At 63.7% G+C, this 22,158-nt stretch carries 20 protein-coding genes; 14 read left to right on the forward strand and 6 right to left on the reverse strand.

The genetic code is table 11. From position 1 onward, the window contains the following. The first annotated feature begins 140 nt into the window (after positions 1-140). The 13 genes from rpsB to lpxB all read left to right on the forward strand — a co-directional run bounded on the left by rpsB (position 141) and on the right by lpxB (position 13,259). Positions 141-923, forward strand: a complete 783-nt coding sequence (gene rpsB, locus CO731_RS16775) for a 30S ribosomal protein S2 (protein WP_055977053.1) — start codon at positions 141-143, stop codon at positions 921-923. A gap of 121 nt (positions 924-1,044) precedes the next feature. Continuing rightward, positions 1,045-1,965 carry a translation elongation factor Ts gene (tsf, locus tag CO731_RS16780; RefSeq protein ID WP_108607996.1) on the forward strand — a complete coding sequence of 307 codons (921 nt, stop codon included), beginning with the start codon at positions 1,045-1,047 and terminating at the stop codon, positions 1,963-1,965. A 111-nt stretch (positions 1,966-2,076) separates the two neighbouring features. After that, positions 2,077-2,799: a UMP kinase gene (pyrH, locus tag CO731_RS16785; RefSeq protein WP_108607997.1), complete on the forward strand. Its 723-nt coding sequence runs from the start codon at positions 2,077-2,079 to the stop codon at positions 2,797-2,799. 42 nt (positions 2,800-2,841) lie between these two features. Next, positions 2,842-3,396 (forward strand): ribosome recycling factor, encoded by a 555-nt coding sequence (frr, locus tag CO731_RS16790; RefSeq protein WP_108607998.1) that lies wholly within the window; start codon positions 2,842-2,844, stop codon positions 3,394-3,396. Between the two features lie 12 nt (positions 3,397-3,408). Further along, positions 3,409-4,146 carry an isoprenyl transferase gene (locus tag CO731_RS16795; RefSeq protein ID WP_256371671.1) on the forward strand — a complete coding sequence of 246 codons (738 nt, stop codon included), beginning with the start codon at positions 3,409-3,411 and terminating at the stop codon, positions 4,144-4,146. A gap of 11 nt (positions 4,147-4,157) precedes the next feature. Continuing rightward, positions 4,158-4,988 carry a phosphatidate cytidylyltransferase gene (locus tag CO731_RS16800; RefSeq protein ID WP_108608000.1) on the forward strand — a complete coding sequence of 277 codons (831 nt, stop codon included), beginning with the start codon at positions 4,158-4,160 and terminating at the stop codon, positions 4,986-4,988. 79 nt (positions 4,989-5,067) lie between these two features. Next, on the forward strand, positions 5,068-6,207 hold the full coding sequence (rseP, locus tag CO731_RS16805; RefSeq protein WP_108608001.1) for an RIP metalloprotease RseP: 1,140 nt from the start codon (positions 5,068-5,070) through the stop codon (positions 6,205-6,207). A gap of 220 nt (positions 6,208-6,427) precedes the next feature. Then, positions 6,428-8,794, forward strand: a complete 2,367-nt coding sequence (gene bamA, locus CO731_RS16810; protein WP_108608002.1) for an outer membrane protein assembly factor BamA — start codon at positions 6,428-6,430, stop codon at positions 8,792-8,794. 67 nt (positions 8,795-8,861) lie between these two features. Then, entirely contained in the window at positions 8,862-9,917 is a 1,056-nt protein-coding gene (lpxD, locus tag CO731_RS16815) for a UDP-3-O-(3-hydroxymyristoyl)glucosamine N-acyltransferase (protein ID WP_108608003.1), read from the forward strand. Continuing rightward, the gene (gene fabZ, locus CO731_RS16820) at positions 9,910-10,374 is read left to right on the forward strand and encodes a 3-hydroxyacyl-ACP dehydratase FabZ (RefSeq protein ID WP_108608004.1); all 465 of its coding nucleotides are present in this window, start codon (positions 9,910-9,912) and stop codon (positions 10,372-10,374) included. Before lpxD ends, fabZ begins: the two co-directional genes overlap by 8 nt. Before the next feature lie 11 nt (positions 10,375-10,385). Beyond that, positions 10,386-11,222 carry an acyl-ACP--UDP-N-acetylglucosamine O-acyltransferase gene (gene lpxA / locus CO731_RS16825; RefSeq protein ID WP_108608005.1) on the forward strand — a complete coding sequence of 279 codons (837 nt, stop codon included), beginning with the start codon at positions 10,386-10,388 and terminating at the stop codon, positions 11,220-11,222. Beyond that, positions 11,209-12,099, forward strand: coding sequence for a UDP-2,3-diacylglucosamine diphosphatase LpxI (lpxI, locus tag CO731_RS16830; RefSeq protein WP_108608006.1), 891 nt, complete (start codon positions 11,209-11,211; stop codon positions 12,097-12,099). Before lpxA ends, lpxI begins: the two co-directional genes overlap by 14 nt. After that, positions 12,096-13,259 carry a lipid-A-disaccharide synthase gene (gene lpxB / locus CO731_RS16835; RefSeq protein WP_108608007.1) on the forward strand — a complete coding sequence of 388 codons (1,164 nt, stop codon included), beginning with the start codon at positions 12,096-12,098 and terminating at the stop codon, positions 13,257-13,259. The genes lpxI and lpxB overlap by 4 nt, the downstream gene beginning before the upstream one ends. A 57-nt stretch (positions 13,260-13,316) precedes the next feature. On the opposite strand, the gene gltA is transcribed toward lpxB, so the two are convergent. Both gltA and gltX read right to left on the reverse strand, forming a co-directional pair. Next, the gene (gene gltA / locus CO731_RS16840) at positions 13,317-14,606 is read right to left on the reverse strand and encodes a citrate synthase (protein ID WP_108608008.1); all 1,290 of its coding nucleotides are present in this window, start codon (positions 14,604-14,606) and stop codon (positions 13,317-13,319) included. A gap of 179 nt (positions 14,607-14,785) precedes the next feature. Continuing rightward, complete coding sequence (gltX, locus tag CO731_RS16845) at positions 14,786-16,210, reverse strand: glutamate--tRNA ligase (protein WP_108609883.1); 1,425 nt, start codon at positions 16,208-16,210, stop codon at positions 14,786-14,788. Positions 16,211-16,546: 336 nt separating this feature from the next. Between gltX and CO731_RS16850 the strand changes: the two genes are divergently transcribed. Further along, positions 16,547-18,790 carry a ComEC/Rec2 family competence protein gene (locus tag CO731_RS16850; RefSeq protein ID WP_343207430.1) on the forward strand — a complete coding sequence of 748 codons (2,244 nt, stop codon included), beginning with the start codon at positions 16,547-16,549 and terminating at the stop codon, positions 18,788-18,790. 36 nt (positions 18,791-18,826) lie between these two features. Here CO731_RS16850 and lexA read toward each other — a convergent pair whose 3' ends face one another. The 4 genes from lexA to trpC form a co-directional block, all read right to left on the reverse strand. Next, on the reverse strand, positions 18,827-19,543 hold the full coding sequence (lexA, locus tag CO731_RS16855) for a transcriptional repressor LexA (RefSeq protein ID WP_108608010.1): 717 nt from the start codon (positions 19,541-19,543) through the stop codon (positions 18,827-18,829). A 107-nt stretch (positions 19,544-19,650) separates the two neighbouring features. After that, positions 19,651-20,856, reverse strand: coding sequence for a gephyrin-like molybdotransferase Glp (gene glp / locus CO731_RS16860; protein WP_108608011.1), 1,206 nt, complete (start codon positions 20,854-20,856; stop codon positions 19,651-19,653). Positions 20,857-20,858: 2 nt separating this feature from the next. Next, positions 20,859-21,341, reverse strand: a complete 483-nt coding sequence (gene moaC, locus CO731_RS16865; protein ID WP_108608012.1) for a cyclic pyranopterin monophosphate synthase MoaC — start codon at positions 21,339-21,341, stop codon at positions 20,859-20,861. A 1-nt stretch (position 21,342) separates the two neighbouring features. Next, positions 21,343-22,155: an indole-3-glycerol phosphate synthase TrpC gene (gene trpC, locus CO731_RS16870; protein ID WP_108608013.1), complete on the reverse strand. Its 813-nt coding sequence runs from the start codon at positions 22,153-22,155 to the stop codon at positions 21,343-21,345. Positions 22,156-22,158 lie beyond the last annotated feature (3 nt).

The following is a 22,158-nucleotide window of genomic DNA, read 5'->3' on the forward strand; positions in this document are numbered from 1 at the left end:
GTCTATATGCCGCCGCATTCCACACACGGACTCTGGTTTCTGCCCGGGAGAAATCCGGCTGAGACCCCCCGGTGGCGTTTCGAGCAATCAAGCGAAAAGCGTCATGGTCCGTGGAGGCTAACCGGAAAAGGAAATGACGAATGGCACTGCCTGATTTCAGCATGCGCCAGCTTCTCGAAGCTGGTTCTCACTTCGGCCACCAGACCCACCGCTGGAACCCGAAGATGGCGCCCTACATCTATGGCGCCCGCAACAACATCCACATCATCGACCTCAGCCAGACCGTGCCGCTGCTGCACCAGGCGCTGAAGCAGATCTCGGACACCGTTTCGCGCGGCGGCCGCGTGCTGTTCGTCGGCACCAAGCGTCAGGCTTCGGACATCGTCGCTGACGCCGCACAGCGTTCGGCCCAGTACTATGTCAACTCACGCTGGCTCGGCGGCATGCTGACCAACTGGAAGACGATCTCGAATTCGATCCAGCGCCTGCGCAAGCTCGACGAACTCCTGGCCGGCGAAGCCCAGGGCTTCACCAAGAAGGAGCGCCTGAACCTCGAGCGCGAGCGCGAGAAGCTGGACAAGGCCCTCGGCGGCATCAAGGACATGGGCTCGACGCCGGACCTGATGTTCGTCATCGACACCAACAAGGAAGCCATCGCCATCCAGGAAGCCAAGCGTCTTGGCATTCCGGTCGTCGCGATCATCGATTCCAACTGCGATCCGGACAAGATCGACTTCCCGATCCCGGGCAATGACGACGCTGCCCGCGCGATCCAGCTCTACTGCGACCTTGTCGCCAAGGCTGCGATCGACGGCATCGCCCGCCAGCAGGGCTCGCTCGGCGTCGACATCGGCGCATCGGCTGAAGTTCCGGTTGAGCCTGCGCTCGATGCGGCTCCGACGACCGAAACGCCCCAGGCGTAATCGCGAAGGCCGGGAAACCGGCCTTCCTTTTCAGGATTGGGCGCAGCTCGCGCCGGCGTTCGGCGCATCATCGAACCCTCGGTGGTGCGCTCGCGCATTTTGAAGCAAAGAGGCCACCACAATGAGCATTTCGGCAGCACAGGTTAAAGAACTCCGCGAACTGACGGGCGCGGGCATGATGGATTGCAAGGCCGCTCTCAACGAGACCGGCGGCGACATGGAAGCTGCGGTCGACTGGCTGCGCAAGAAGGGCATCTCGAAGGCCGACAAGAAGGCTGGCCGCACGGCCGCCGAAGGCCTGATCGGCGTCGACGCCGGCGTCCGCGAAGCCGTCGTCGTCGAAGTCAACTCCGAGACCGACTTCGTTGCCCGCAACGCAGCCTTCCAGGAAATCGTCGCCGACGTCGCCAAGGTTGCTCTTGCTTATGGCACCACCGAGGCGGTTGCTGCTGCGAAGTATCCGGGTTCCGACAAGTCGGTTGCCGATACCATCAAGGATGCGGTCGGCACCATCGGCGAGAACATGAGCTTCCGCCGCTCGGCCAAGCTTTCGGTTGCAGAAGGCGTCGTCGCGACCTACGTGCACAATGCTGTCGCCGACAACCTCGGCAAGCTCGGTGTTCTGGTTGCCATCGAGACGACCGGCAACCACGATGCGGCCCGTGCGTTCGCACGCCAGGTCGCCATGCACGTCGCCGCGACCAACCCGCTCGCCTTGACCCCCGACGAAGTCGACGCGACGCATGTCGAGCGCGAAAAGGCGATCTTCGCCGACCAGGCCCGCCAGTCGGGCAAGCCCGAGAACATCATCGAGAAGATGGTCGAAGGCCGCATGCGCAAGTTCTACGAGGAAGTCGTGCTGCTCAAGCAGGCCTTCGTGCTCAACCCCGACCTGACGGTCGAGGCTGCGCTCAAGGACGCCGAGAAGCAGATCGGCGCGCCGGCCAAGATCACGGGCTATGTCCGCTTCGCACTCGGTGAAGGCATCGAGAAGGAAGAGAGCGACTTCGCAGCTGAAGTTGCCGCGGCCGTTAAGGGCTAAAAAGTAGCGCTGCATCAAGCGCTTCCTGAGGATAGCCGAAGGGCGCCGCGTGACATCGCGGCGCCCTTCGTGTATCGGAACTCCCGATCTTTCAATCGCCGCGAGGAACTCATGACCGACAAGCCGCTCTACCGGCGCGTACTGCTTAAGGCGTCGGGCGAGGCCCTGATGGGCGAGCAGCATTTCGGCATCGACGTGTCGGTGGTCGACCGCATCGCTTCCGACATCGCCGAGGCGAGGGCGCTCGGCGTCGAGGTTGGCGTGGTCATCGGCGGCGGCAACATCTTCCGCGGCGTGGCAGTGGCCTCCAAGGGCGGCGACCGGGTCACAGGCGACCACATGGGCATGCTCGCCACCGTCATCAACTCGCTCGCGCTGCGTACCTCGCTCCACAAGCTCGGGGTCGATGCCGTCGTGCTGTCGGCGATCGCCATGCCCGAGCTCTGCGAAAGCTTTTCTCAGCGTCAGGCAACCGCCTACATGGATGCCGGCAAGGTCGTGATCTTCGCCGGCGGCACGGGCAATCCGTTCTTCACCACCGATTCGGCGGCAGCGTTGCGCGCGGCCGAGATCGGCGCCGATGCGCTGTTCAAGGGCACCCAGGTCGATGGCGTCTACTCGGCCGATCCCAAGAAGGACCCGGCCGCGACGCGTTTCGAGCGCATCACGCATAAGGAAGTCATTGCCCAGGGGCTGTCGATCATGGATACGGCGGCAATTGCCCTTGCGCGTGAAAACAACATCCCGATAATCGTCTATTCGATCCATGAAAAAGGCGGTTTCGGCGAAATATTGAAGGGTGGCGGTCGCTGCACGGTTGTAGCGGACGCCTGACGATTGAACGATGGCCCCGGAACCGGGACCAAGGAGACTGCGATGAGCACCGACTACAACGATCTTCAGCGCCGCATGGAAGGCGCCATTAACGCGTTCAAGCATGATCTTGCTTCTCTGCGCACTGGCCGCGCCTCGAGCAACCTGCTCGACCCGATCCAGGTCCAGGCCTATGGATCGGCCATGCCGCTCAACCAGGTGGCGACGGTGTCGGTGCCCGAGCCGCGCATGATCTCGGTCTCGGTTTGGGACAAGTCGATGGTTGGTGCGGTCGATCGCGCCATCCGCGAATCGAACCTTGGCTTCAATCCGATCGTCGACGGCACCAATCTGCGCATTCCACTGCCGGAGCTCAACGAGCAGCGCCGCAAGGAACTGGTCAAGATCGCCCATACCTATGCCGAAAACGCCAAGGTAGCGACGCGCCATGTGCGCCGTGACGGCATGGAAGCTTTGAAAAAGGCCGAGAAGGACGGCGACATCAGCCAGGACGACCAACGCGTCCAGTCCGAGAGGGTGCAGAAGCTGACCGACGACACGATCAATCAGGTCGATAGCCTGCTTGCGGGCAAAGAAGCCGAGATCATGCAAGTCTAAGCCAACCAGAGGCTGGCCGAAAGCGAACGGATGACTACGCCCGCGCATGTCGCGATCATCATGGATGGCAATGGCCGTTGGGCGAAGGCCCGGGGCCTGCCGCGCGTTGCCGGGCACAGGGCTGGCGTCGAGGCACTGCGCCGTACCGTTCGTGCCGCTGCCGACCTCGGCATCTCCTGGCTGACGGTCTACGCGTTTTCTTCGGAGAACTGGTCGCGGCCCAAGTCCGAGGTCACCGATCTCATGGGCCTGCTCAAGATCTTCATTCGCCGCGACCTGGCCGAACTGCACAACAGCGGCGTGCGGGTGCGCATCATCGGCGACCGGGCGACGCTGCAGCCGGACATTCGCTGCCTGCTGGAGGAAGCCGAAACGCTGACCGCCGGAAACGATTCGCTGACGCTGGTGATTGCCTTCAATTATGGCGGGCGCGACGAGATCGCGCGCGCCGCGAGCCGGCTGGCGGAAGCGGTCAAGCGTGGCGAGATCTCGAGCGAAGAAATCACGCCGGAGCTGTTTGCCGAAAACCTCGATACCGCGGGGATACCCGATCCCGACCTGGTGATCCGCACCAGCGGCGAGATCAGGCTTTCCAATTTCCTGCCCTGGCAGTCGGCCTATAGCGAACTGGTGTTCCAGCCCTGCTACTGGCCGGATTTCAATCGCGAGCATCTGGCCGACGCCTTGCGTGAATATACCGGCCGCGAGCGCCGCTTCGGCGGGCTTGCCACTCGCGACGTCGCTTTGTGACGGCGGAACGCATGAGCAACCTCCAGCTTCGGACAATCTCGGCGATCGTGCTGGCGACGGCGGTGCTCGCCCTGACCTGGGGCGGCGGCCTGCCGTTTCGCTTGCTGTCGGCGGCGATCGTCCTAGCCATTTTCTACGAATGGTCGACCATGTCGCGCGCCAAGACCGGCGCGGTCTGGGCCGCTGGCGATCTTGGCATCCTGCCTGAAGTGGCGATCCTGCTGTTGGCCGGGGCGCTCGTCGCCGGCGTGCCCGCGCTTGCCCTGATCGGCCTGGTCGCCGCATTCACGTTGATTCTCTGGATCGTGGGGCTGATGCGCGGGGTGGCGGCATGGGAAGCCGCCGGATTCGGCTACGCAGCGCTCTCCGGCCTGTCTTTGGCCCTCCTGCGCGGCAATGACGCATCCGGGCTGGTCGCCATCCTGTTTCTGTTCGCGGTCGTCTGGGCGACCGACATCTTCGCCTATTTCGTCGGCCGCAAGGTCGGCGGACCAAAGCTCGCGCCTGCGATCTCACCCGGCAAGACCCGTAGCGGCGCACTCGGCGGAGCCGTTGGCGGCGTCGTGGCCGGGCTATTGCTCGCAAGCACCGCTGGTAGCGGCAATCTTGCGCTGCTGGCTGTTGTCGCGCTGCTGCTGTCGGTGATTTCCCAGGCCGGCGACCTGTTCGAATCCTGGGTCAAGCGCCGGCATGGCTACAAGGACTCGGGCTCGCTGATTCCCGGTCATGGCGGCGTGATGGACCGGGTGGACGGGCTTGTCGCGGCTGCATTTGCCCTATACGTCATCGGCTGGATGTCCGGTTCGGCCGATCATCCGGCGCAGGGGCTGTTTCCAGCCTGAGCCACTGCAGCGCGGCGCAAGCGTCGGGCAAGGCAAGTTGGCCCAGATGGGGCTCGATGGTACTGGTTGAGGACTTGATTTGAACGAGTATCTTCCCGCCTTCCTGAGCACGGACGGCCTTTTGATCGGCACCATCGTGCCGTTCCTGTTCGTGCTGACCATCGTCGTTTTCGTACACGAGATGGGCCACTACCTTGTCGGTCGCTGGTGTGGCATCGGCGTGAAGGCCTTCTCGATCGGTTTTGGGCCGGAGTTGCTCGGCTTCAACGACCGTCGCGGCACGCGCTGGAAGCTCTGCGCGATACCGCTGGGCGGCTATGTCAAGTTTGTCGGCGACATGAGCGTCACCAGCAAGCCGGCAGGCGCCGAGGACGACAATCTCAGCCCGGCGGAGCATAAGATAGCCTTCCACACCCAGCCGGTCTGGAAGCGCGCCGCAACTGTCGTTGCAGGTCCTCTGTTCAATTTCCTTCTCACGATCGCGGTCTTTACCGTGCTGTTTTCGGCCTATGGCCGCTACGTCATGGAGCCGACCGTGGCGGAGGTGAGGGCGGCAAGCCCGGCCGCCAACGCCGGCATCCTGCCGGGCGACCGATTCGTCAGCGTCGATGGCAAGCCGGTGGAAACCTTCTCCGACGTCCAGCGGCTGGTCTCAGGCCGGGGCGGCGATGCGATTGCCTTCGTCATGATGCGCGACGGCAAGGAGATCGCGCTTACGGCCACGCCGGAGATGATGGAGCAGAAGGATGCGCTCGGCAATTCGGTCAAGGTGGCCGTCATCGGGGTGGTCAACAACGAGGAACTGGGCCAGCCGCGGCTGATCAGCTACAGCCCGGGCGGAGCCTTCGTTCAGGCGGTTTCCGAGACGGGCCACATCATCCAGCGAACCGGCCAGTTCCTGAAGCGATTCGTGGTCGGCCGCGAAGACAAGTGCCAGCTTGGCGGACCGGTCAAGATTGCCGACATGGCAGGCAAGGCAGCCCAGTTGGGCTTCATGTGGCTGGTTCAACTGGTGGCGTTGTTGTCGGTCGGCATCGGCTTTCTTAACTTATTGCCGATTCCTCCGCTGGACGGCGGCCATCTCGCGTTCTATGCCGTCGAGGCAGTGATCCGCCGCCCCGTGTCGGAACGGGCAATGGAGGCGGTCTATCGTGTGGGGATGATTCTGGTTCTTGCCTTCATGGGTTTCGTTTTCTGGAACGACCTGTTTGGCTGCTGAAATCATTAAGAAATTCGGAACGGGCAGGGGGCCCGTTGAGGGAGCGTTTACCATCCGGGGCGATATGAGTGACGCGAAAGTCACGCTCGCAGGGTAAGTAAATACAAATTAACTAGAAGCCTTGCGTGTAGGGAAAATCCGGTTATTACGGTATGGGAAATTTACCGCGACGTCCGGTTTTCTCGCCGTGGGGACTTCGAGAAAAAGGTTATATAGCCCGATGAAGGCAGCATTGAAGTTTGCGAGCGCCGCGTCCGCGGTGGCTCTGTCCGCCGCACTGGCCATTCCTGGCGCAGTGGCGGTCCAGTTTGTTGCCGTGTCCGCCGCAGAGGCGGCGGTGGTCAACCGGGTCGAGGTGCGCGGCAACCAGCGCGTCGATGCGGACACCGTTCGCAACTACATTTCCATCAAGCCGGGCAAGTCGTTCTCGAATGCCGATATCGACGAGGCCGTGAAGGCGCTGTTCGGCAGCGGCCTGTTCTCCGATGTCCGTATCAACCAGGTCGGTTCGACCCTGGTGGTTCAGGTTTCCGAATACCAGGTCGTCAACAACGTGCTGTTCCAGGGCAACAAGAAGCTCAAGGACGCGGCACTCGGCGGTGCTGTTCAGCTCAAGCCGCGTGGCGCATTCTCGCAGGCAGCGCTCGAAGCTGACGCCCAGGCGATCAAGGAAGCCTACAAGCGCGTCGGCCGCGACGATGTCACCGTTGGCACCAATGTCATGGACCTTGGCGAAAACCGCGTGAACGTGGTGTTCGAGATCAACGAAGGCGGCCGCACCAAGATCGCCGCGGTCAATTTCGTCGGCAACGACGCCTATGGCGACCGCCGCCTTGCGGATGTGATTTCGACCAAGCGTTCGTCGTTCCTGTCGTTCATGCTGCGCGACGATATCTATGACGAGGATCGTCTGCGCGCCGACGAAGAGGCGCTGCGCCGCTTCTACTTCAATCACGGCTATGCCGACTTCCAGGTCGTTTCCGCCTTCGGCGAACTCGACGAAGCGACCAACCAGTACACCATCACGATCACCGTCGATGAAGGCCAGCGCTATACGTTCGGCGACGTCACGGTCGAAAGCACGATCCCCGAGATCGACGGCGCGACGCTGCAGTCGCTGGTCGAGACGCGCAAGGGCGACACCTACAACGCCAAGGACGTCGAGGATTCGATCATCGGGATCACCGAAAACGTTGCCGGCAAGGGCTATGCCTTCGCCAAGGTGACGCCGCGCGGTGACCGCAACTTCGAAAACCGCACGATCTCGGTCGTCTACACGGTCGATCAGGGCGCCAAGGCCTATGTCGAGCGCATCGAAATCCGCGGCAACGAGCGCACCCGCGACTTCGTGATCCGTCGCGAATTCGACGTCAGCGAAGGCGATGCCTTCAACCAGGTGCTCATCCAGCGTGCGAAGAAGCGCCTCGAGGCGCTGAACTTCTTCGAGCGCGTCGAAGTCTCCACCGCTCCCGGTTCGCAGCCCGACCAGGTCGTGCTGGTTGTCGACCTGGTCGAGAAGTCGACCGGCGAGTTCTCGATCGGCGCCGGCTATTCGACCGGTGGCGACAATGCCGGCCCGTCGGTGGAAGGCTCGATCACCGAGCGCAACTTCCTCGGCCGCGGCCAGTTCATCAAGTTCTCCGCCGGTGGCGGCAAGAATTCGCGTGACTACAGCTTCTCGTTCACCGAGCCGTATTTCCTCGGCCGCCGTATCGCTGCCGGATTCGACGTGTTCCGCCAGACGCGCAAGTACGACGAATATGAAAGTGACATCACGGGGGGCACCATCCGCTTCGGCCTGCCGATCACCGACAATATCTCGACGCAGCTCGCCTACAATATTTCGCAGGAAAAGTATGCTCTCGACGAGGATTGCTTGGACGCTGGTGGCGCCTACGACCCTGCCAAATGCGATATTTCGAAGGCAATCCTGGACGGTGTTGAAGATAGCCCTTGGATCAAGTCGTCGGTCAGCGGCACGCTGGTGTACAACACCATCGACGACATGAAGAACCCGCATGGCGGCATCTATGCCAACTTCACGACCGAAGTGGCAGGCCTCGGTGGTGACGCCAAGTTCGTCAAGGTCACCGGTCGTGCCAGCTACTACCAGACGCTGTCGGAAGAGCTTGATATCGTTGGCCTCGTCTCGGCGGGCGGCGGTCACATCCAGGGCTTCGGCGACGATGGCCTGCGTGTGTTCGATCACTTCAAGAACAACGACCGCATGATCCGTGGTTTCAAATACAATGGCATTGGTCCAATCGACACGGATGGCGACGACCACTTGGGTGGTACGACCTACTTCAATGCTTCGGCCGAGGCCCAGTTCCCGATCCCGGTGGTGCCGGAGAGCTTCGGCCTGCGCGGTGCGGTCTTTGCCGACGCGGCGACGCTCTACGGCAGCAAGGTTGAGGGCGTTCCGACGATCGTTGGCACCGACATGCAGTGGCGCGCTTCGGTGGGCATCGGCCTGCTCTGGGCGTCTCCCTTCGGTCCGCTTCGCATCGACTATGCGGTGCCGGTCCAGAAGGAAGACACGGACGACACGCAGGAATTCAACTTCGGCATCTCGACCCGCTTCTAATTTGGCGGAACGACGCTTCCGGGCCATCATGGCCCGGAAGGCCCCGGCCTAGCTGGAACAGCATTTCATGACGGATCCGGTATTTTTTGTGCCGTCGCGCCGCTATTCGGTTGGCGAGGTGGCCGGGCTTACCGGGGCCGTGCTCGCCGATCCCGGCCATTCCCACATTGAGATTTCAACCATCGCGTCTGCTTCTGCTGGCGGCGAAGGTGCCTTGGTGTTCGTCGATGGCAAGCGCAACGGCGCGTCGTTGCCGACGCTTCATGCGGCAGCCGTGCTTTGCACGCCTGATGTTGTCGGCCTTGTGCCCGATGGTATTGCCGTCCTGGTGACGCCACGTCCGCAGCAGGCTTTCGCACGCATCGGCCGACTGCTTTATCCTGACGCCGAGCGCCCGGTCGGTGCGACCGGTGAAGCAGGCATTTCGCGCTTTGCGCATATCGATCCCACCGCCCATGTCGAGACGGGCGCGATCATCGAGGCCGGTGCGGTCATCGGACCCAAGGCAGGTGTCGGCGCCGGCACGGTCGTCGCGGCCAATGCCGTGATCGGCCGTTCCTCGCAGGTGGGGCGCGATTGCTACATCGGCCCGCATAGTTCAATCCAGTATGCGCTGATCGGCAACGGGGTCATCATCCATGCCGGCGCCCGTATCGGCCAGGATGGTTTTGGTTTCGCCGGCGGCGCGCGCGGACCGGAACGCATTCCGCAAATCGGCCGGGTCATCATCCAGGACAATGTCGAGATCGGCGCCAACTCGACGGTCGACCGCGGCGCCATGGCAGATACGATCATCGGCGAAAACACCAAGGTCGACAATCTCGTCCAGATCGCCCACAACGTGCGCATTGGCCGCAATTGCGTCATCGCCGGCCTAACGGGTATTTCGGGCTCGGTCACCGTCGGCGACAATGTCATGATGGGCGGCGGCGTCGGGATTGCAGACCATCTGACTGTCGGCGCAGGGGCCAGGCTGGCGGCGCGCAGCGGCTTCATGCATGACGTGCCTGCAGGCGAGATCTGGGCTGGTTTTCCGGCCAAGCCGATGAAGGATGCGATGCGCGAGTTCGCATGGCTCAAGAAGATGGCCAAGACAAAGAAGGACGGTGGGGGCAATGACTGACCAGACGACCAAGACGCTCGAATCCGTCGACATTCTCGGCCTGTTCAAGCTTTTGCCACATCGCTATCCGTTCCTGCTGATCGACCGTATCGTCGACATCGACGGCGACGATTCAGCTGTTGGCATCAAGAACGTCACTTTCAACGAGCCGCATTTCCAGGGCCATTTCCCCGGCCAGCCGGTGATGCCGGGCGTGCTGATCATCGAAGCGATGGCGCAGACCGCCGGCGCGATCTGCCTGCGCCTGGTGGTCGACGAAAGCCCGTCGCTGGTCTACCTGATGACTGTCGATGCGGCCAAGTTCCGCAAGCCGGTCGTGCCTGGCGACCAGCTCAGAATTCACGTCAAGAAGATCAAGAAGCGCGGCAATATCCTCAAATTCGCCTGCGATGCGCAGGTCGATGGCGTCACCGTGGCCGAGGCCGAGGTGGCGGCGATGATGGTGCCGAAGGAATAGCAAGACCTTTCATGCAGACTGAAACTTTCATCCATCCCGCCGCCGTCGTCGAAACTGGCGCAAAGCTGGGCGCGGGCGTCCGCATCGGGCCGTTCTGCCATGTCAGCGCCGATGCCGTTATCGGCGATCGCGTTGAACTGATCAGCCATGTCGCCATTATGGGCGCAACCACGCTAGGTGAAGGCTGCAAGGTGTTTCCGCAGGCGACGCTCGGCGCAGCACCGCAGAACAACAAGCACAAGGGTGGCCGCACGACGCTGGTCGTCGGCAAGAACTGCACGATCCGCGAAGGCGTGACCATGCATCTTGGCACCGACACCAGCCGCGGCGCCACCACTGTCGGCGACAACGGGCTGTTTCTCGCCTATGCGCACATCGCTCATGACTGCATCGTCGGCGACAATGTCACCATGGCCAATGTCGCGACGCTTGGCGGCCATGTCGAGGTCGGCAACAACGTGACGCTTGGCGGGTTGTGCGCGGTCCACCAGATGACGCGTATCGGCCATCATGCCTTCGCTGGCGGCGCTGCCATCATCGACGGCGACATCATTCCCTATGGCATGGTGATGGGCAATCGCGCCCGACTGCGCGGGCTCAATGTCATCGGCATGAAGCGCTCGGGCCTGCCGCGCGCCGAAATCTTTGCGCTGCGCAAGGCCTACAAGATGATCTTCGACCCCGCACGCGCAGTGGCCGAGAACATTCCGGCTGTCGAACGCGAGTTCCAGGGGTCGGCCATCGTGCGCGACATGCTCGATTTCATCCAGGCACGGGGCAAGCGTCATTTCACGGTGCCGCCGCTCCGAACCGCCGTCTCCGACGACGCCGCCGATGACGAAAGCTGAGGGCGGAAAGAAGATAGTCCTTTCCGCGGCCGACCGGGTCGCTGTCGTTGCCGGCAGCGGCCGCCTTCCCGTCAATGTGGCCGAGAGCCTGGCCGAGACGGGACACGCGCCATTCATCGTACTGATCGAAGGCGAGACCGATCCCGGCACCAGCCTGTGGAGCTATGACGGCAAGGTGCTGGCGATCGAGCAGTTCGCAGCGCTTGTTCCGCTGCTCAAGCGCGAGCGCATCACCCATCTCGTGCTCGCCGGTGGCATCAGCCGCCGTCCGGCTTGGCGCGCCATCCGTCCAAGCGTTTCGCTTCTTCGCATCCTGCCGCGGGCGCTGGCCGGTTTTGCGCGCGGCGACGACGGTCTGCTCCGCATATTGGTCGACCTGATCGAGGACAACGGCATCAAGGTCGTGGGTGCGCATCAGGTCGTGCCGGACTTGCTTGCCATAGAAGGCAGGATCGGCGGGCTTGCGCCCAAGGACGGCGACTGGGCCGACCTCCGCGCAGGCTTGGAGGCCGCAAGCGCCATCGGGGCGCTCGACATCGGCCAGGCCGCCGTCGCCATAGGCGGACGGGCCATCGCCCTTGAAGGCATCGAGGGAACCGATCTTCTGCTCGAACGTGTCCGTGACCTGCGCAACAACGGTCGTATCTCCGGCCGCAAGCGCGGCGTCCTGGTCAAATGTGCCAAGCCCGGCCAGGAAATGCGCGCCGACCTGCCGACCATCGGTCCCGCAACGGTGGATGCGGCACACGCTGCGGGCCTGGCCGGAATTGGTGTCGAAGCTGGACGCTCCTTCGTGCTCGATGTTGGCGAGGTCGTGGAACGTGCCGATCGGCTCGGCCTCTTCGTTGTTGGTCTGACGAGTGAGAGGGGCAAATGACTCAGCCGCCGCTCAAGATCGCCATCGTCGCCGGCGAAGAGTCGGGCGACCTCCTGGGCGCCGACCTGGTGCGGGCGCTGCAGCGACTGACCGGCCGCGAGGTCAGGCTGGTCGGCACCGGCGGCCGGCATTTGCAGCAACTGGGGCTTTCGCCGCTGTTCGATGCCAGCGAGATCGCGCTGATGGGACTGACGGCGATCGTCCGCGACCTGCCGCGCCTGATGCGGCGGATCGGCCAGACGGCGCGCCTCGTAGCTGCCGAAAAGCCGGATTGCCTCATCACTATCGACAGCCCGGATTTTTCGCTGCGCGTGGCCAGGAATGTTCGCGCGCTCGCGCCTGGGATTCCGATCGTCCACTACATCTGCCCGAGCGTGTGGGCGTGGCGGCCGAGCCGGGCCAAGGCGATGGAGCCGCATGTCGATGAAGTGCTTTGCATCCTGCCCTTCGAACCCGCCGAGCTTGCGCGGCTGGGCGGCCCGCACGGCACTTTCGTCGGCCACCGGCTGGTCAGTGATCCCGGTATCGCCGTCGCAGCCGCCATGCAGGAAGGCAAGGGCGCTCTTTCGCCCGACCGCGAAAAGACACTTCTGCTGCTTCCGGGCTCGCGCCGCAGCGAGGTGCGCGGCCTGATCGGCCCGTTTGGCGAGACCGTATCGATCCTGCGTGCACGCGGTCACCGCTTGCGCCTGCTGCTGCCGACGGTGCCGCACGTGGCCAGCCTGGTCGAAGACGCCGTCTCTGGCTGGCCGGAAAAACCCGAGATCATCCTCGACCCACAGCGCAAATGGCAGGCCTTCGGCGAGGCCGATGCGGCGCTGATAGCGTCAGGAACGGTGTCGCTGGAGCTTGCGCTCGCCGGCGTACCGATGATGTCGAACTACAAGCTCGACACCTTCATGCGCGTGGTGCAGGGGCTGATCACCGTCTGGAGCGCGTCGCTGCCCAACCTGATCGCCGACAGGCCGGTGGTGTTCGAAGCCTACAACCAGTATGTGCGCCCGCAATGGATGGCGCGTCACATCGAGGGCCTGTTCGCCGACAGCGGCATCAGGCGCTGGCAGAAGGAAGGCTTTGCCGAGATCCTCCGGCGCATGACGACCGATCGCCCCTCCGGCGAACTTGCCGCCGAAGCCGTGCTCAAACACATCCACAAATGAAAAAACGCCCGCCTGGCAAGAGCTTGGCGGGCGTTGTTCAATTCGTTTCGCTTGGCGCTAGCGCTTGGCGATCGGCAGATAGTCACGCTCGGCAGCACCGGTGTAGAGCTGGCGCGGACGGCCGATCTTCTGGCGCGGATCCTCGATCATTTCCTTCCACTGCGCGATCCAGCCGACGGTGCGGGCGAGCGCGAACAGCACGGTGAACATGGTCGTGGGGAAGCCCAGCGCCTTCAGCGTGATGCCCGAGTAGAAGTCGATGTTCGGGTAGAGCTTCTTTTCGATGAAGTATTCGTCGGTTAGCGCGATGCGCTCGAGCTCCATTGCGACGTCGAGCATCGGATCGTCCTTAATGCCGAGCTCGCCGAGCACTTCATGCGTGGTCTTCTGCATGATCTTGGCGCGGGGATCGTAGTTCTTGTAGACGCGGTGGCCGAAGCCCATCAGGCGGAACGGATCGTTCTTGTCCTTGGCGCGGGCGACGAACTCCGGAATGCGGTCGACATGGCCGATTTCGCTCAGCATGTTGAGCGCCGCTTCATTGGCGCCGCCATGGGCCGGACCCCACAGGCAGGCGATGCCGGCTGCGATACAGGCGAACGGGTTGGCGCCCGAGGAACCGGCGAGGCGCACGGTAGAGGTCGAGGCATTCTGCTCGTGGTCGGCATGGAGGATGAAGATGCGCTCCATGGCGCGGGCGAGCACCGGATTGACCTTGTACTCCTCGCACGGCACGGCAAAGCACATGTGCAGGAAGTTGGCGGCAAAGTTCAGCTCGTTCTTGGGGTAAACGAAGGGCTGGCCGATATGGTACTTGTAGGCCATCGCCGCGATCGTCGGCATCTTGGCGATCAGGCGGATCGAAGCGACCATGCGCTGGTGCGGATCCGAGATATCGGTCGAGTCGTGATAGAAGGCCGACAGGGCACCGACAACGCCGCACATGACAGCCATCGGGTGCGCGTCGCGGCGGAAGCCGGTGAAGAAGCGCGACATCTGCTCATGCACCATGGTGTGGCGCGTGACGCGATGGTCGAAGTCGTCCTTCTGGGACTTGGTCGGCAGTTCGCCATAGAGCAGGAGGTAGCAGACCTCGAGGAAATCGCCGTGCTCGGCCAACTGGTCGATCGGGTAGCCGCGGTGCAGCAGGATGCCGGCATCGCCGTCGATGAAGGTGATCTCCGACTCGCAGCTCGCCGTCGAGGTGAAGCCGGGGTCGTAGGTGAAGGCGCCGGTGGTGGCGTAGAGCGATGCGATGTCGATCACATCTGGTCCGACCGTTCCGGCGCGCACCTTGAACTCGTGGGTCTGGCCGCGGAACTCCAGTTTGGCGGTCGAATCAGTCATCGCATACTCCTTAGTGCTGAGTTGCCGCCCTGGGCGGCGCAATCTTCATAACAAGGCAACCCGTTAGGCCCGGAATGTCCGAGCCCCCAGCTTCCCCGCTGCTTTCAAATTGACCTGTTGCCGCAATGTTGCACCGCAATAGCCTCATTTCAATGCAAAACTAGGAAAGCACTGCTGACCTAATCGATTTGATCGGAAATGCGGGCTAGACTTTCGTCGCGCCCCAGGACGGCCAACACATCGAACACGCCGGGAGACGTGCTTTTGCCCGTCAGGGCTGCACGCAGGGGCTGTGCGACGGCTCCCAACTTGACGTTCTCGCGCCCGGCAAATTCGCGGATCGCTGCCTCCGCCGAAGCGGCGTTCCAGTCGTCGTTGACGCCGGCCAGCGCCGCGTGCGCGCCCTTGAGCACATCCTTGGCCGGACCGGCCAGAAGCGCTGCCGCCTTCTCGTCGAGAGGCAAGGGACGCTTGGCAAACAGGAAGCCCGCGCCATCCGCAAGCTCGATCAGCGTCTTGGCGCGCTCCTTGAGGCCGGGCATGGCGGCCAGCAGCTGCGCCTTGCGCTTGTCGTCGAGCCTGGCAAGGATCGCATCGCCGCCGGGCAGGTAGGGCAAGGTCGCCACAAAGATGTCGAACAGCTTCCTGTCGTCCATCTGGCGCATGTGGACGCCGTTCAGCGCCTCGAGCTTGGCGAAGTCGAAGCGCGCCGCACCCTTGTTGACGTCCTCGATCTCGAACCAGGCGATCATGTCCTCGATGCTCATCACCTCGTCGTCGCCATGGCTCCAGCCGAGGCGGGCGAGATAGTTGAGCAATGCCTCGGGCAGGTAGCCCATGGCGCGATAGGCATCGACGCCAAGCGCGCCATGGCGCTTGGACAGCTTTGCGCCATCGGCACCATGGATCAGCGGGATGTGGGCCATGACAGGCACATCCCAGCCCATGGCGACATAGATGATCGTCTGGCGCGCGGCGTTGGTCAGATGGTCGTCGCCGCGGATGATGTGGGTGACGCCCATGTCATGGTCGTCGACGACGACCGCATGCATGTAGGTCGGCACGCCATCCGAGCGCAGGATGATGAAATCGTCGAGATCCTTGTTGGGAAAGCGCACGTCGCCCTGCACGCGGTCACGCACCAGCGTCTCGCCCTCGGTCGGCGCCTTGATGCGGATCACCGGCTTCACGCCTGCCGGGGCTTCCGCCGGATCGCGGTCGCGCCAGCGCCCATCGTAGCGCGGCGGACGGCCTTCGGCGCGGGCCTTCTCGCGCATTTCGGTCAGCTCGTCCTGCGAAGCGTAGCAGTAATAAGCCTTGCCCATGCGGACGAGCTCCTCGGCGACCTCGCGGTGGCGCGGCGCGCGCTCGAATTGCGAGGTCGGCTCGCCCTCCCAGGTCAGGCCGAGCCAGGTGAGGCCCTCGAGAATTGCCGCGGTGGCAGCATCGGTCGAGCGCTCGCGGTCGGTGTCCTCGATGCGCAGCAGCATGGTGCCGCCGGTGTGGCGGGCATAGAGCCAGTTGAAGAGAGCCGTGCGCGCACCACCGATGTGCAGGTAGCCGGTGGGCGAGGGGGCGAAGCGGGTGACGACGGACATGGCGATTTCCAAGGGAGGCATAGCGCGCTTGGCCGAAGACCGGCGGCGCATGGCGTTTCGGTGGCGTTGATGTAGCATAGAAGGTCTGGGGCGCAAGAGGCAGGCCCGATGGGCGACCGCGTGCGGGAGGGGGAATCCGGTAACATTCCGGTGGTCGAGACCAGCGAGCGCGCGTTGCTGGGCGGCCCCGTTGCGCCCGCCGTGGCATGGGCACGGCCGAGCGCGCTTGAGGTTGGTGCCCCGGGCGACGCCTCGCCGCGGGCGCCACGGCACTATTTTCCCCGGTCGTCGCCATGGTCGGACCAAGGTGCCGCTCTCCGCTCGTCCATGCGAGCCACTCGCGTGGCTATCGAAATCGAACTCGATCGTGGCGCCGCATTCCTGCTCGTGCCGGTCTTTCTGGCGATCGGGGCGCTTGCCTATTTCAGCTTTCGTGCCGAACCGCCCCTTGTACCGCTGGCCGCAGCCTTCGCGCTATTGGCTGTGCTCGCATTTCTGACGCGTACGAACAGGCTGGCTTATTACGCGCTTGCTGCTGCGGCCATCTGCCTGCTCGGCATGGCCATTGCCAAGATTGAAACGGAACGGATGGCAACCAAGATGCTCGGCGCGGCGATATCGGCCGGCATCACAGGGCGGGTGGTCGAGATCGATACCCTCGACAACGGCCGTCTGCGCCTGACCCTCGATATCCTGGCGACCGAACGGCCGGTTCTGCGTTATGCGCCGGATCGCGTGCGGCTCATCGCCCGCAAGGTCCCCGAAGGCGTGAGGGCCGGTTCGCAAGTGACAGGCTACGCCAGGCTGATGCCGCCGTCAGGCCCGGTGCGCCCGGGGAGTTACGACTTCTCCTTCGAAAGCTATTTCGATGGCATCGGCGCCAGCGGCTTTTTCATGAAGGGTCCGGAGCTTGCCGCTGCTGCTAAGCCGCAATCGGCCGCGGGCCAGGCATCAGCCTGGGTGGAAAACGCGCGTGATCGTATCGCCCAGCGCATTCGCGATCGCATCGGTGGTGCTGAAGGGGAAATTGCTGCGGCCCTGGTCGTCGGCGTGCGTGGCGGCATCCCGGAAGACGTCAACGAGGCGCTGCGGCGCACCGGCCTCTACCACATCATTTCGATCTCGGGCCTGCACATGGCGATGGTCGCCGGCACGGTGATGTTGCTGATGCGGCTGAGCTTCGCAGCGTTTCCAGCTTTCACCTCGCGCCGTCCGGTGAAGAAATTGGCGGCAAGCGCCGCCTTGGCCGCGACAGCGGGCTATCTGTTCATTTCGGGGGCAGAGGTCGCAGCGCAGCGCAGCTTCATCATGCTGGCCGTCATGCTGACCGCGGTGGTGTTCGACCGGGCTGCGTTGACCATGCGCAATCTGGCGATCTCGGCCATCGTGGTCATCGTCATCTCGCCGCACGAGGTGGTCGGCCCGAGCTTCCAGATGTCGTTTGCCGCGACTGCAGCACTTGTCGGCGCCTATGCCTGGTGGTCCGATCGGCGTGAGCAGCAAGCTCAACCGGCCATCCAGCGGTCGATGCCCTCAAAGCTGTGGCGCTGGTTGGCTACGATGGCGGTCGGGCTTGCCGCGACCTCGGTGATCGCAGGTCTTGCCACTGCTGTCTTCGGCGCCTGGCATTTCCAGCGCGTCTCGCCGCTCAGTCTTGTCGCCAATCTGGCAGTGATGCCGATCGTCTCGGTACTGGTCATGCCGTTTGCCGTGCTTGCCGGCCTCTTCATGCCGTTCCGCCTCGATGGCATCTTCCTCGATACGATGGGTGCCGGCCTGACGGCCATGATCGCGCTGGCCAAATGGTTTTCCGAGCACTCGCCTGTCGACGCGGTCGGGCTGGTGTCGACGCATTCGGTCGTTCTAGTCACGGTGGCGCTGATCATCGCATCGATGGCCACGACCTGGCTGCGCGTTGCCGCTCTGCCGCTTGCGGCTCTCGCCCTGCTGGCATTGATGAATGCGGAAGCGCCGGACGTGCTGGTCTCGGAGGACGCGCGCCTGATGGGCGTACCGGTTGGTGCAGGCAGGCTTGCAGTCAATCGTGCTCGGCCAAACCAGTTCACAATCGACAATTGGAAACGTGCCTTGGTGACCGAGGACGTGGTCGGCCCCACGCGCCTGGGGCCGGCGAACCAGAGCAAGCGGAACAATGCGACCAGCCCAGGCGTCGCAAGCCCTTCCGGCAGTGGCACTGCCTTTTCCTGCGCCGACGGCTTGTGTCTCGTCGAGCACCCCTCGGGCGTGCAGGTTGCTCATGCAGAAAGCGCGGTAGCCGCCAGGCGCGCCTGTGCCACCGCTGACCTTCTTGTCGTCAACGACGCCACTGCAGTCAACGTGTGTACGCACTCAGCTGCGATCGTTCTCACCAGCCGTGAATTGGCACGCTTGGGAAGTGCGGCGATATTCCTGACGCCTGGCGGGGGAGGCGTTCCTCCACAGGCCGACATCCGCCACGCTGTGGCCACGCCATACCGGCCCTGGCATGCGCAACGAGAATTCTCCCGCGAGGCGAGGGGACTGCCGCCCTATCGGCGGGAAAGTAAACGTCAGGGCGCACCGGAGCCGGCAACGCCAGCTCAGTAGATCGCGCGCAGTGCGCTTCCGACATGCATGCAAGGATCAGTAGCGGCGGATCAGCCCGACGAGCTTGCCCTGCACCTTGACCCGGTCTGGCCCGAAGATACGGGTTTCATAGGCCGGGTTGGCGGCTTCCAGGGCGATCGAGGCGCCCTTGCGGCGGAAGCGCTTGAGGGTTGCTTCCTCGTCGTCGACCAATGCGACGATGATCTCGCCGGGATTGGCGGTGTTGGAACTGCGGATGACGACCGTGTCGCCGTCGAAGATGCCGGCCTCGATCATCGAGTCGCCCTTGACCTCGAGCGCATAATGCTCGCCGCCCATGATCATGTCCGGCGGCACCGATATCGAATGGGTCTTGTGCTGGATCGCGTCGATCGGCACACCGGCGGCGATGCGCCCCATGACCGGTATGGTGACCGCCGCGCCGACGTCGTCGTCATTGCCGTGCGAGAACGATCGCGATGGCTCCGGTTTACGGCCAAGGCTGCCCTCGATGACGCTCGGCGAGAACTTTCGTGCCGCGTTGAGGCCGGGTGCGATCGAATCGGGCAGGCGCAGCACTTCAAGCGCACGTGCCCGGTTGGGCAGGCGGCGGATGAAACCACGCTCCTCGAGCGCCGTGATCAGCCGATGGATGCCGGATTTGGAGGCGAGATCCAGCGCCTCCTTCATTTCGTCGAAGGATGGCGGGATGCCTGCCTCCTTCAGCCGCTCGTGAATGAACAGCAGAAGCTCGTGTTGTTTGCGCGTCAGCATGGCCACCCCTGAGGAATCAAAAGAAAAACAAACCCGGAACAAACGCTATCTGTTCCAGTTGTGTTCTGCAACTGTTTATATTTCCTGAAGGGAGGGCAGTGCTTTGTTCAGCGCAGCATCAGCACGCGGCAGGGACTGCCAATTTCGGCGGCCGGTGCGAAGGGTTCGCGCATGATCGCGCAGTTGGCATCGGCCAGCGTGCGAAGCATCGACGAATCCTGGACGGTGTATGGCGTCACCACAAGGCCGTCGGCCGTTTCGCGCGCGACGGCGCGGACGTAATCCTGGCGCAGTTCGTTGGCGGCCATCGCCGTGTCGAGAATGCCGTTTCGGATGTCGGCTGAATAAGGCCGGTCTCCTAGCTTCGCCAGCAGGGGTTTCAGGAAGATGTGCGCGCAGATCAGGCTGGCGACAGGATTTCCGGGCAGGCCGATGCAGCGCGTCTTGCCGAGCCGACCGAACATCAGCGGCTTGCCCGGGCGCATGGCGATCTTCCAGAAATCGAGATCCATGCCGAGCCCGGTCAGCACGCCATGGACCAGGTCGTGGTCGCCGACGGACGCGCCGCCAAGCGTGACGATGACGTCCGCCTTGGCGTCCAGCGCCTTTTGGACACGTGCCGAGATCGCTTCCGTTCGGTCAGGCGCGATGCCCAGGTCGAGCACGCGCGCGCCGACGGACTCGGCGATAGCAGCGACGCCATAGGCGTTGGAGGCGATGATCTGGCCGGGACCGGGGTTGCTGCCGGGCGGCAAAAGTTCGTCGCCGGTGGCGATGATGGCAACCAGCGGCGCCTTGGCCACCTCCACCTCGGGATGATTGGCGGCAGCAACGAGCGACAGAGCAGCGGGATCAAGCACCCGGCCGGTGTCGAGGATCAGGTCACCCTGCCGGAAGTCCAGGCCTTTGGCGCGGATGTTGCGGCCGGGCGTGGTCGGCTCCACCACCTCGATTTCGCCATTGCCGAGGTCGCGCACATTTTCCTGGATGACGACCGTGTCGGCGCCTTCGGGCACGGGAGCGCCGGTGAAGATGCGCACAGCATGGCCATGCGACAGCGTTCCGCTGAATTGTTTGCCTGCCGGAGCTTCGCCGATGACAGACAATAGTGCCGGCAACGATGCGATGTCATCGGCGCGAACGGCATATCCATCCATCGCCGAGGCAGCGAAGGGCGGCTGCGTGCGCAGGGCATGCAAGGGAGCGGCAAGGACACGTCCCGACGCCTCCCTGAGGCTCACCGTTTCCGAACCGCCGGGTTCAGCGCCGTCGAGAAGGCGTTCCAGCGCCTCGGAGACCGGCAGCAGCGCCATATCTATGCGCCTGCCTTGTAGTCGCCCGACTTGCCGCCGGTCTTCTCGACCAGGCGGATGCCGGAAATCACCATGCCGCGGTCGGCGGCCTTGGCCATGTCGTAGATGGTCAGGCAAGCCACGGAAGCAGCCGTCAGCGCCTCCATCTCGACGCCGGTCTTGCCGGTGACGCGGGCAAGGGCCGTCACGCGAAGACCGGGCAGGGCTTCGTCGGGCTCGATCTCGACCGAAACCTTGGTCAGGAGGAGCGGGTGGCAGAGTGGGATGAGTTCATGCGTGCGCTTGGCCGCCATGATGCCGGCGATGCGCGCAGTGCCCAGCACATCGCCTTTCTTGGCATTGCCGGAGAGGATCAGCGCGAGCGTTTCGGGACGCATCGTCACCGTACCTTCGGCGATCGCAGTCCGTGTCGTCTCGGCCTTGTCGCCGACGTCGACCATGTTGGCTTCGCCGGTGGCGCCGATATGGGTGAGCGTAGCCGCCATGTCAGGCGCTCGCGGCCTGAGGCGCGCCTTCGAGCAGTGCGCGCGTGGCGGCCGCCACGTCGGCCTGCCGCATCAGGCTCTCGCCGACAAGGAAGCTGCCAATGCCCGATCTCTCCAGGCGCAGGCAGTCCTCATGCGTGAAGATGCCGCTTTCGCCGACAAGCAGCCGATCCGCCGGTACCATCGGTGCCAGCCGTTCGGATGTTTCGAGGTTGAGCTCGAAGGTGCGCAAATTGCGATTGTTAATGCCGAGCAGGCGCGACTGAAGCTTCAGGGCTCGCTCCGTCTCTGGTTCGTCGTGAACCTCGATCAGAGCGTCCATGCCGAGTTCGAAGGCCGTATCTTCGAGCCGGCGGGCGTCGTCGTCAGACAGGCTTGCCATGATGATGAGGATGGCGTCCGCACCCCAGGCGCGTGCTTCGTAGACCTGATAGGGCTCGAACATGAAGTCCTTGCGCAAGGCAGGCAGGACACAGGCCTCGCGTGCAGTCATCAGGAATTCGGGCGCGCCCTGGAAGGATGGCGTGTCGGTCAGCACAGACAGGCAGGCGGCGCCGCCTTCGGCATAGGCCTGCGCCAATGACGGCGGGTCGAAATCGGCGCGGATCAGCCCCTTGGACGGGCTGGCCTTCTTGATCTCGGCGATCAGAGCGAAGCGCTTGTCGCGGCGCTTGGCTTCGAGTGCCGCCGTGAAGCCGCGCGGCTTGGCAACGTCGCGCGCCCTGGCCTTGACCTCGGCGAGCGGCAGCAATGCCTTGGCGGCGGCGATCTCGTCGCGCTTGTAGGCTTCGATTCGGCGCAGGATGTCGGCCATGAC

It is taken from the genome of Aminobacter sp. MSH1, assembly GCF_003071665.1.
Classification (GTDB): Bacteria; Pseudomonadota; Alphaproteobacteria; order Rhizobiales; family Rhizobiaceae; genus Aminobacter; species Aminobacter niigataensis.

Bases quoted from the DNA above. Each gene is read 5' to 3' on its own strand.
- rpsB (WP_055977053.1), top strand. From the start codon at position 141: ATGGCACTGCCTGATTTCAGCATGCGCCAGCTTCTCGAAGCTGGTTCT.
- tsf (WP_108607996.1), top strand. From the start codon at position 1,045: ATGAGCATTTCGGCAGCACAGGTTAAAGAACTCCGCGAACTGACGGGC.
- pyrH (WP_108607997.1), top strand. From the start codon at position 2,077: ATGACCGACAAGCCGCTCTACCGGCGCGTACTGCTTAAGGCGTCGGGC.
- frr (WP_108607998.1), top strand. From the start codon at position 2,842: ATGAGCACCGACTACAACGATCTTCAGCGCCGCATGGAAGGCGCCATT.
- CO731_RS16800 (WP_108608000.1), top strand. From the start codon at position 4,158: ATGAGCAACCTCCAGCTTCGGACAATCTCGGCGATCGTGCTGGCGACG.
- bamA (WP_108608002.1), top strand. From the start codon at position 6,428: ATGAAGGCAGCATTGAAGTTTGCGAGCGCCGCGTCCGCGGTGGCTCTG.
- lpxD (WP_108608003.1), top strand. From the start codon at position 8,862: ATGACGGATCCGGTATTTTTTGTGCCGTCGCGCCGCTATTCGGTTGGC.
- fabZ (WP_108608004.1), top strand. From the start codon at position 9,910: ATGACTGACCAGACGACCAAGACGCTCGAATCCGTCGACATTCTCGGC.
- lpxA (WP_108608005.1), top strand. From the start codon at position 10,386: ATGCAGACTGAAACTTTCATCCATCCCGCCGCCGTCGTCGAAACTGGC.
- lpxI (WP_108608006.1), top strand. From the start codon at position 11,209: ATGACGAAAGCTGAGGGCGGAAAGAAGATAGTCCTTTCCGCGGCCGAC.
- lpxB (WP_108608007.1), top strand. From the start codon at position 12,096: ATGACTCAGCCGCCGCTCAAGATCGCCATCGTCGCCGGCGAAGAGTCG.
- gltA (WP_108608008.1), bottom strand. From the start codon at position 14,606: ATGACTGATTCGACCGCCAAACTGGAGTTCCGCGGCCAGACCCACGAG.
- lexA (WP_108608010.1), bottom strand. From the start codon at position 19,543: ATGCTGACGCGCAAACAACACGAGCTTCTGCTGTTCATTCACGAGCGG.
- glp (WP_108608011.1), bottom strand. From the start codon at position 20,856: ATGGCGCTGCTGCCGGTCTCCGAGGCGCTGGAACGCCTTCTCGACGGC.
- moaC (WP_108608012.1), bottom strand. From the start codon at position 21,341: ATGGCGGCTACGCTCACCCATATCGGCGCCACCGGCGAAGCCAACATG.
- trpC (WP_108608013.1), bottom strand. From the start codon at position 22,155: ATGGCCGACATCCTGCGCCGAATCGAAGCCTACAAGCGCGACGAGATC.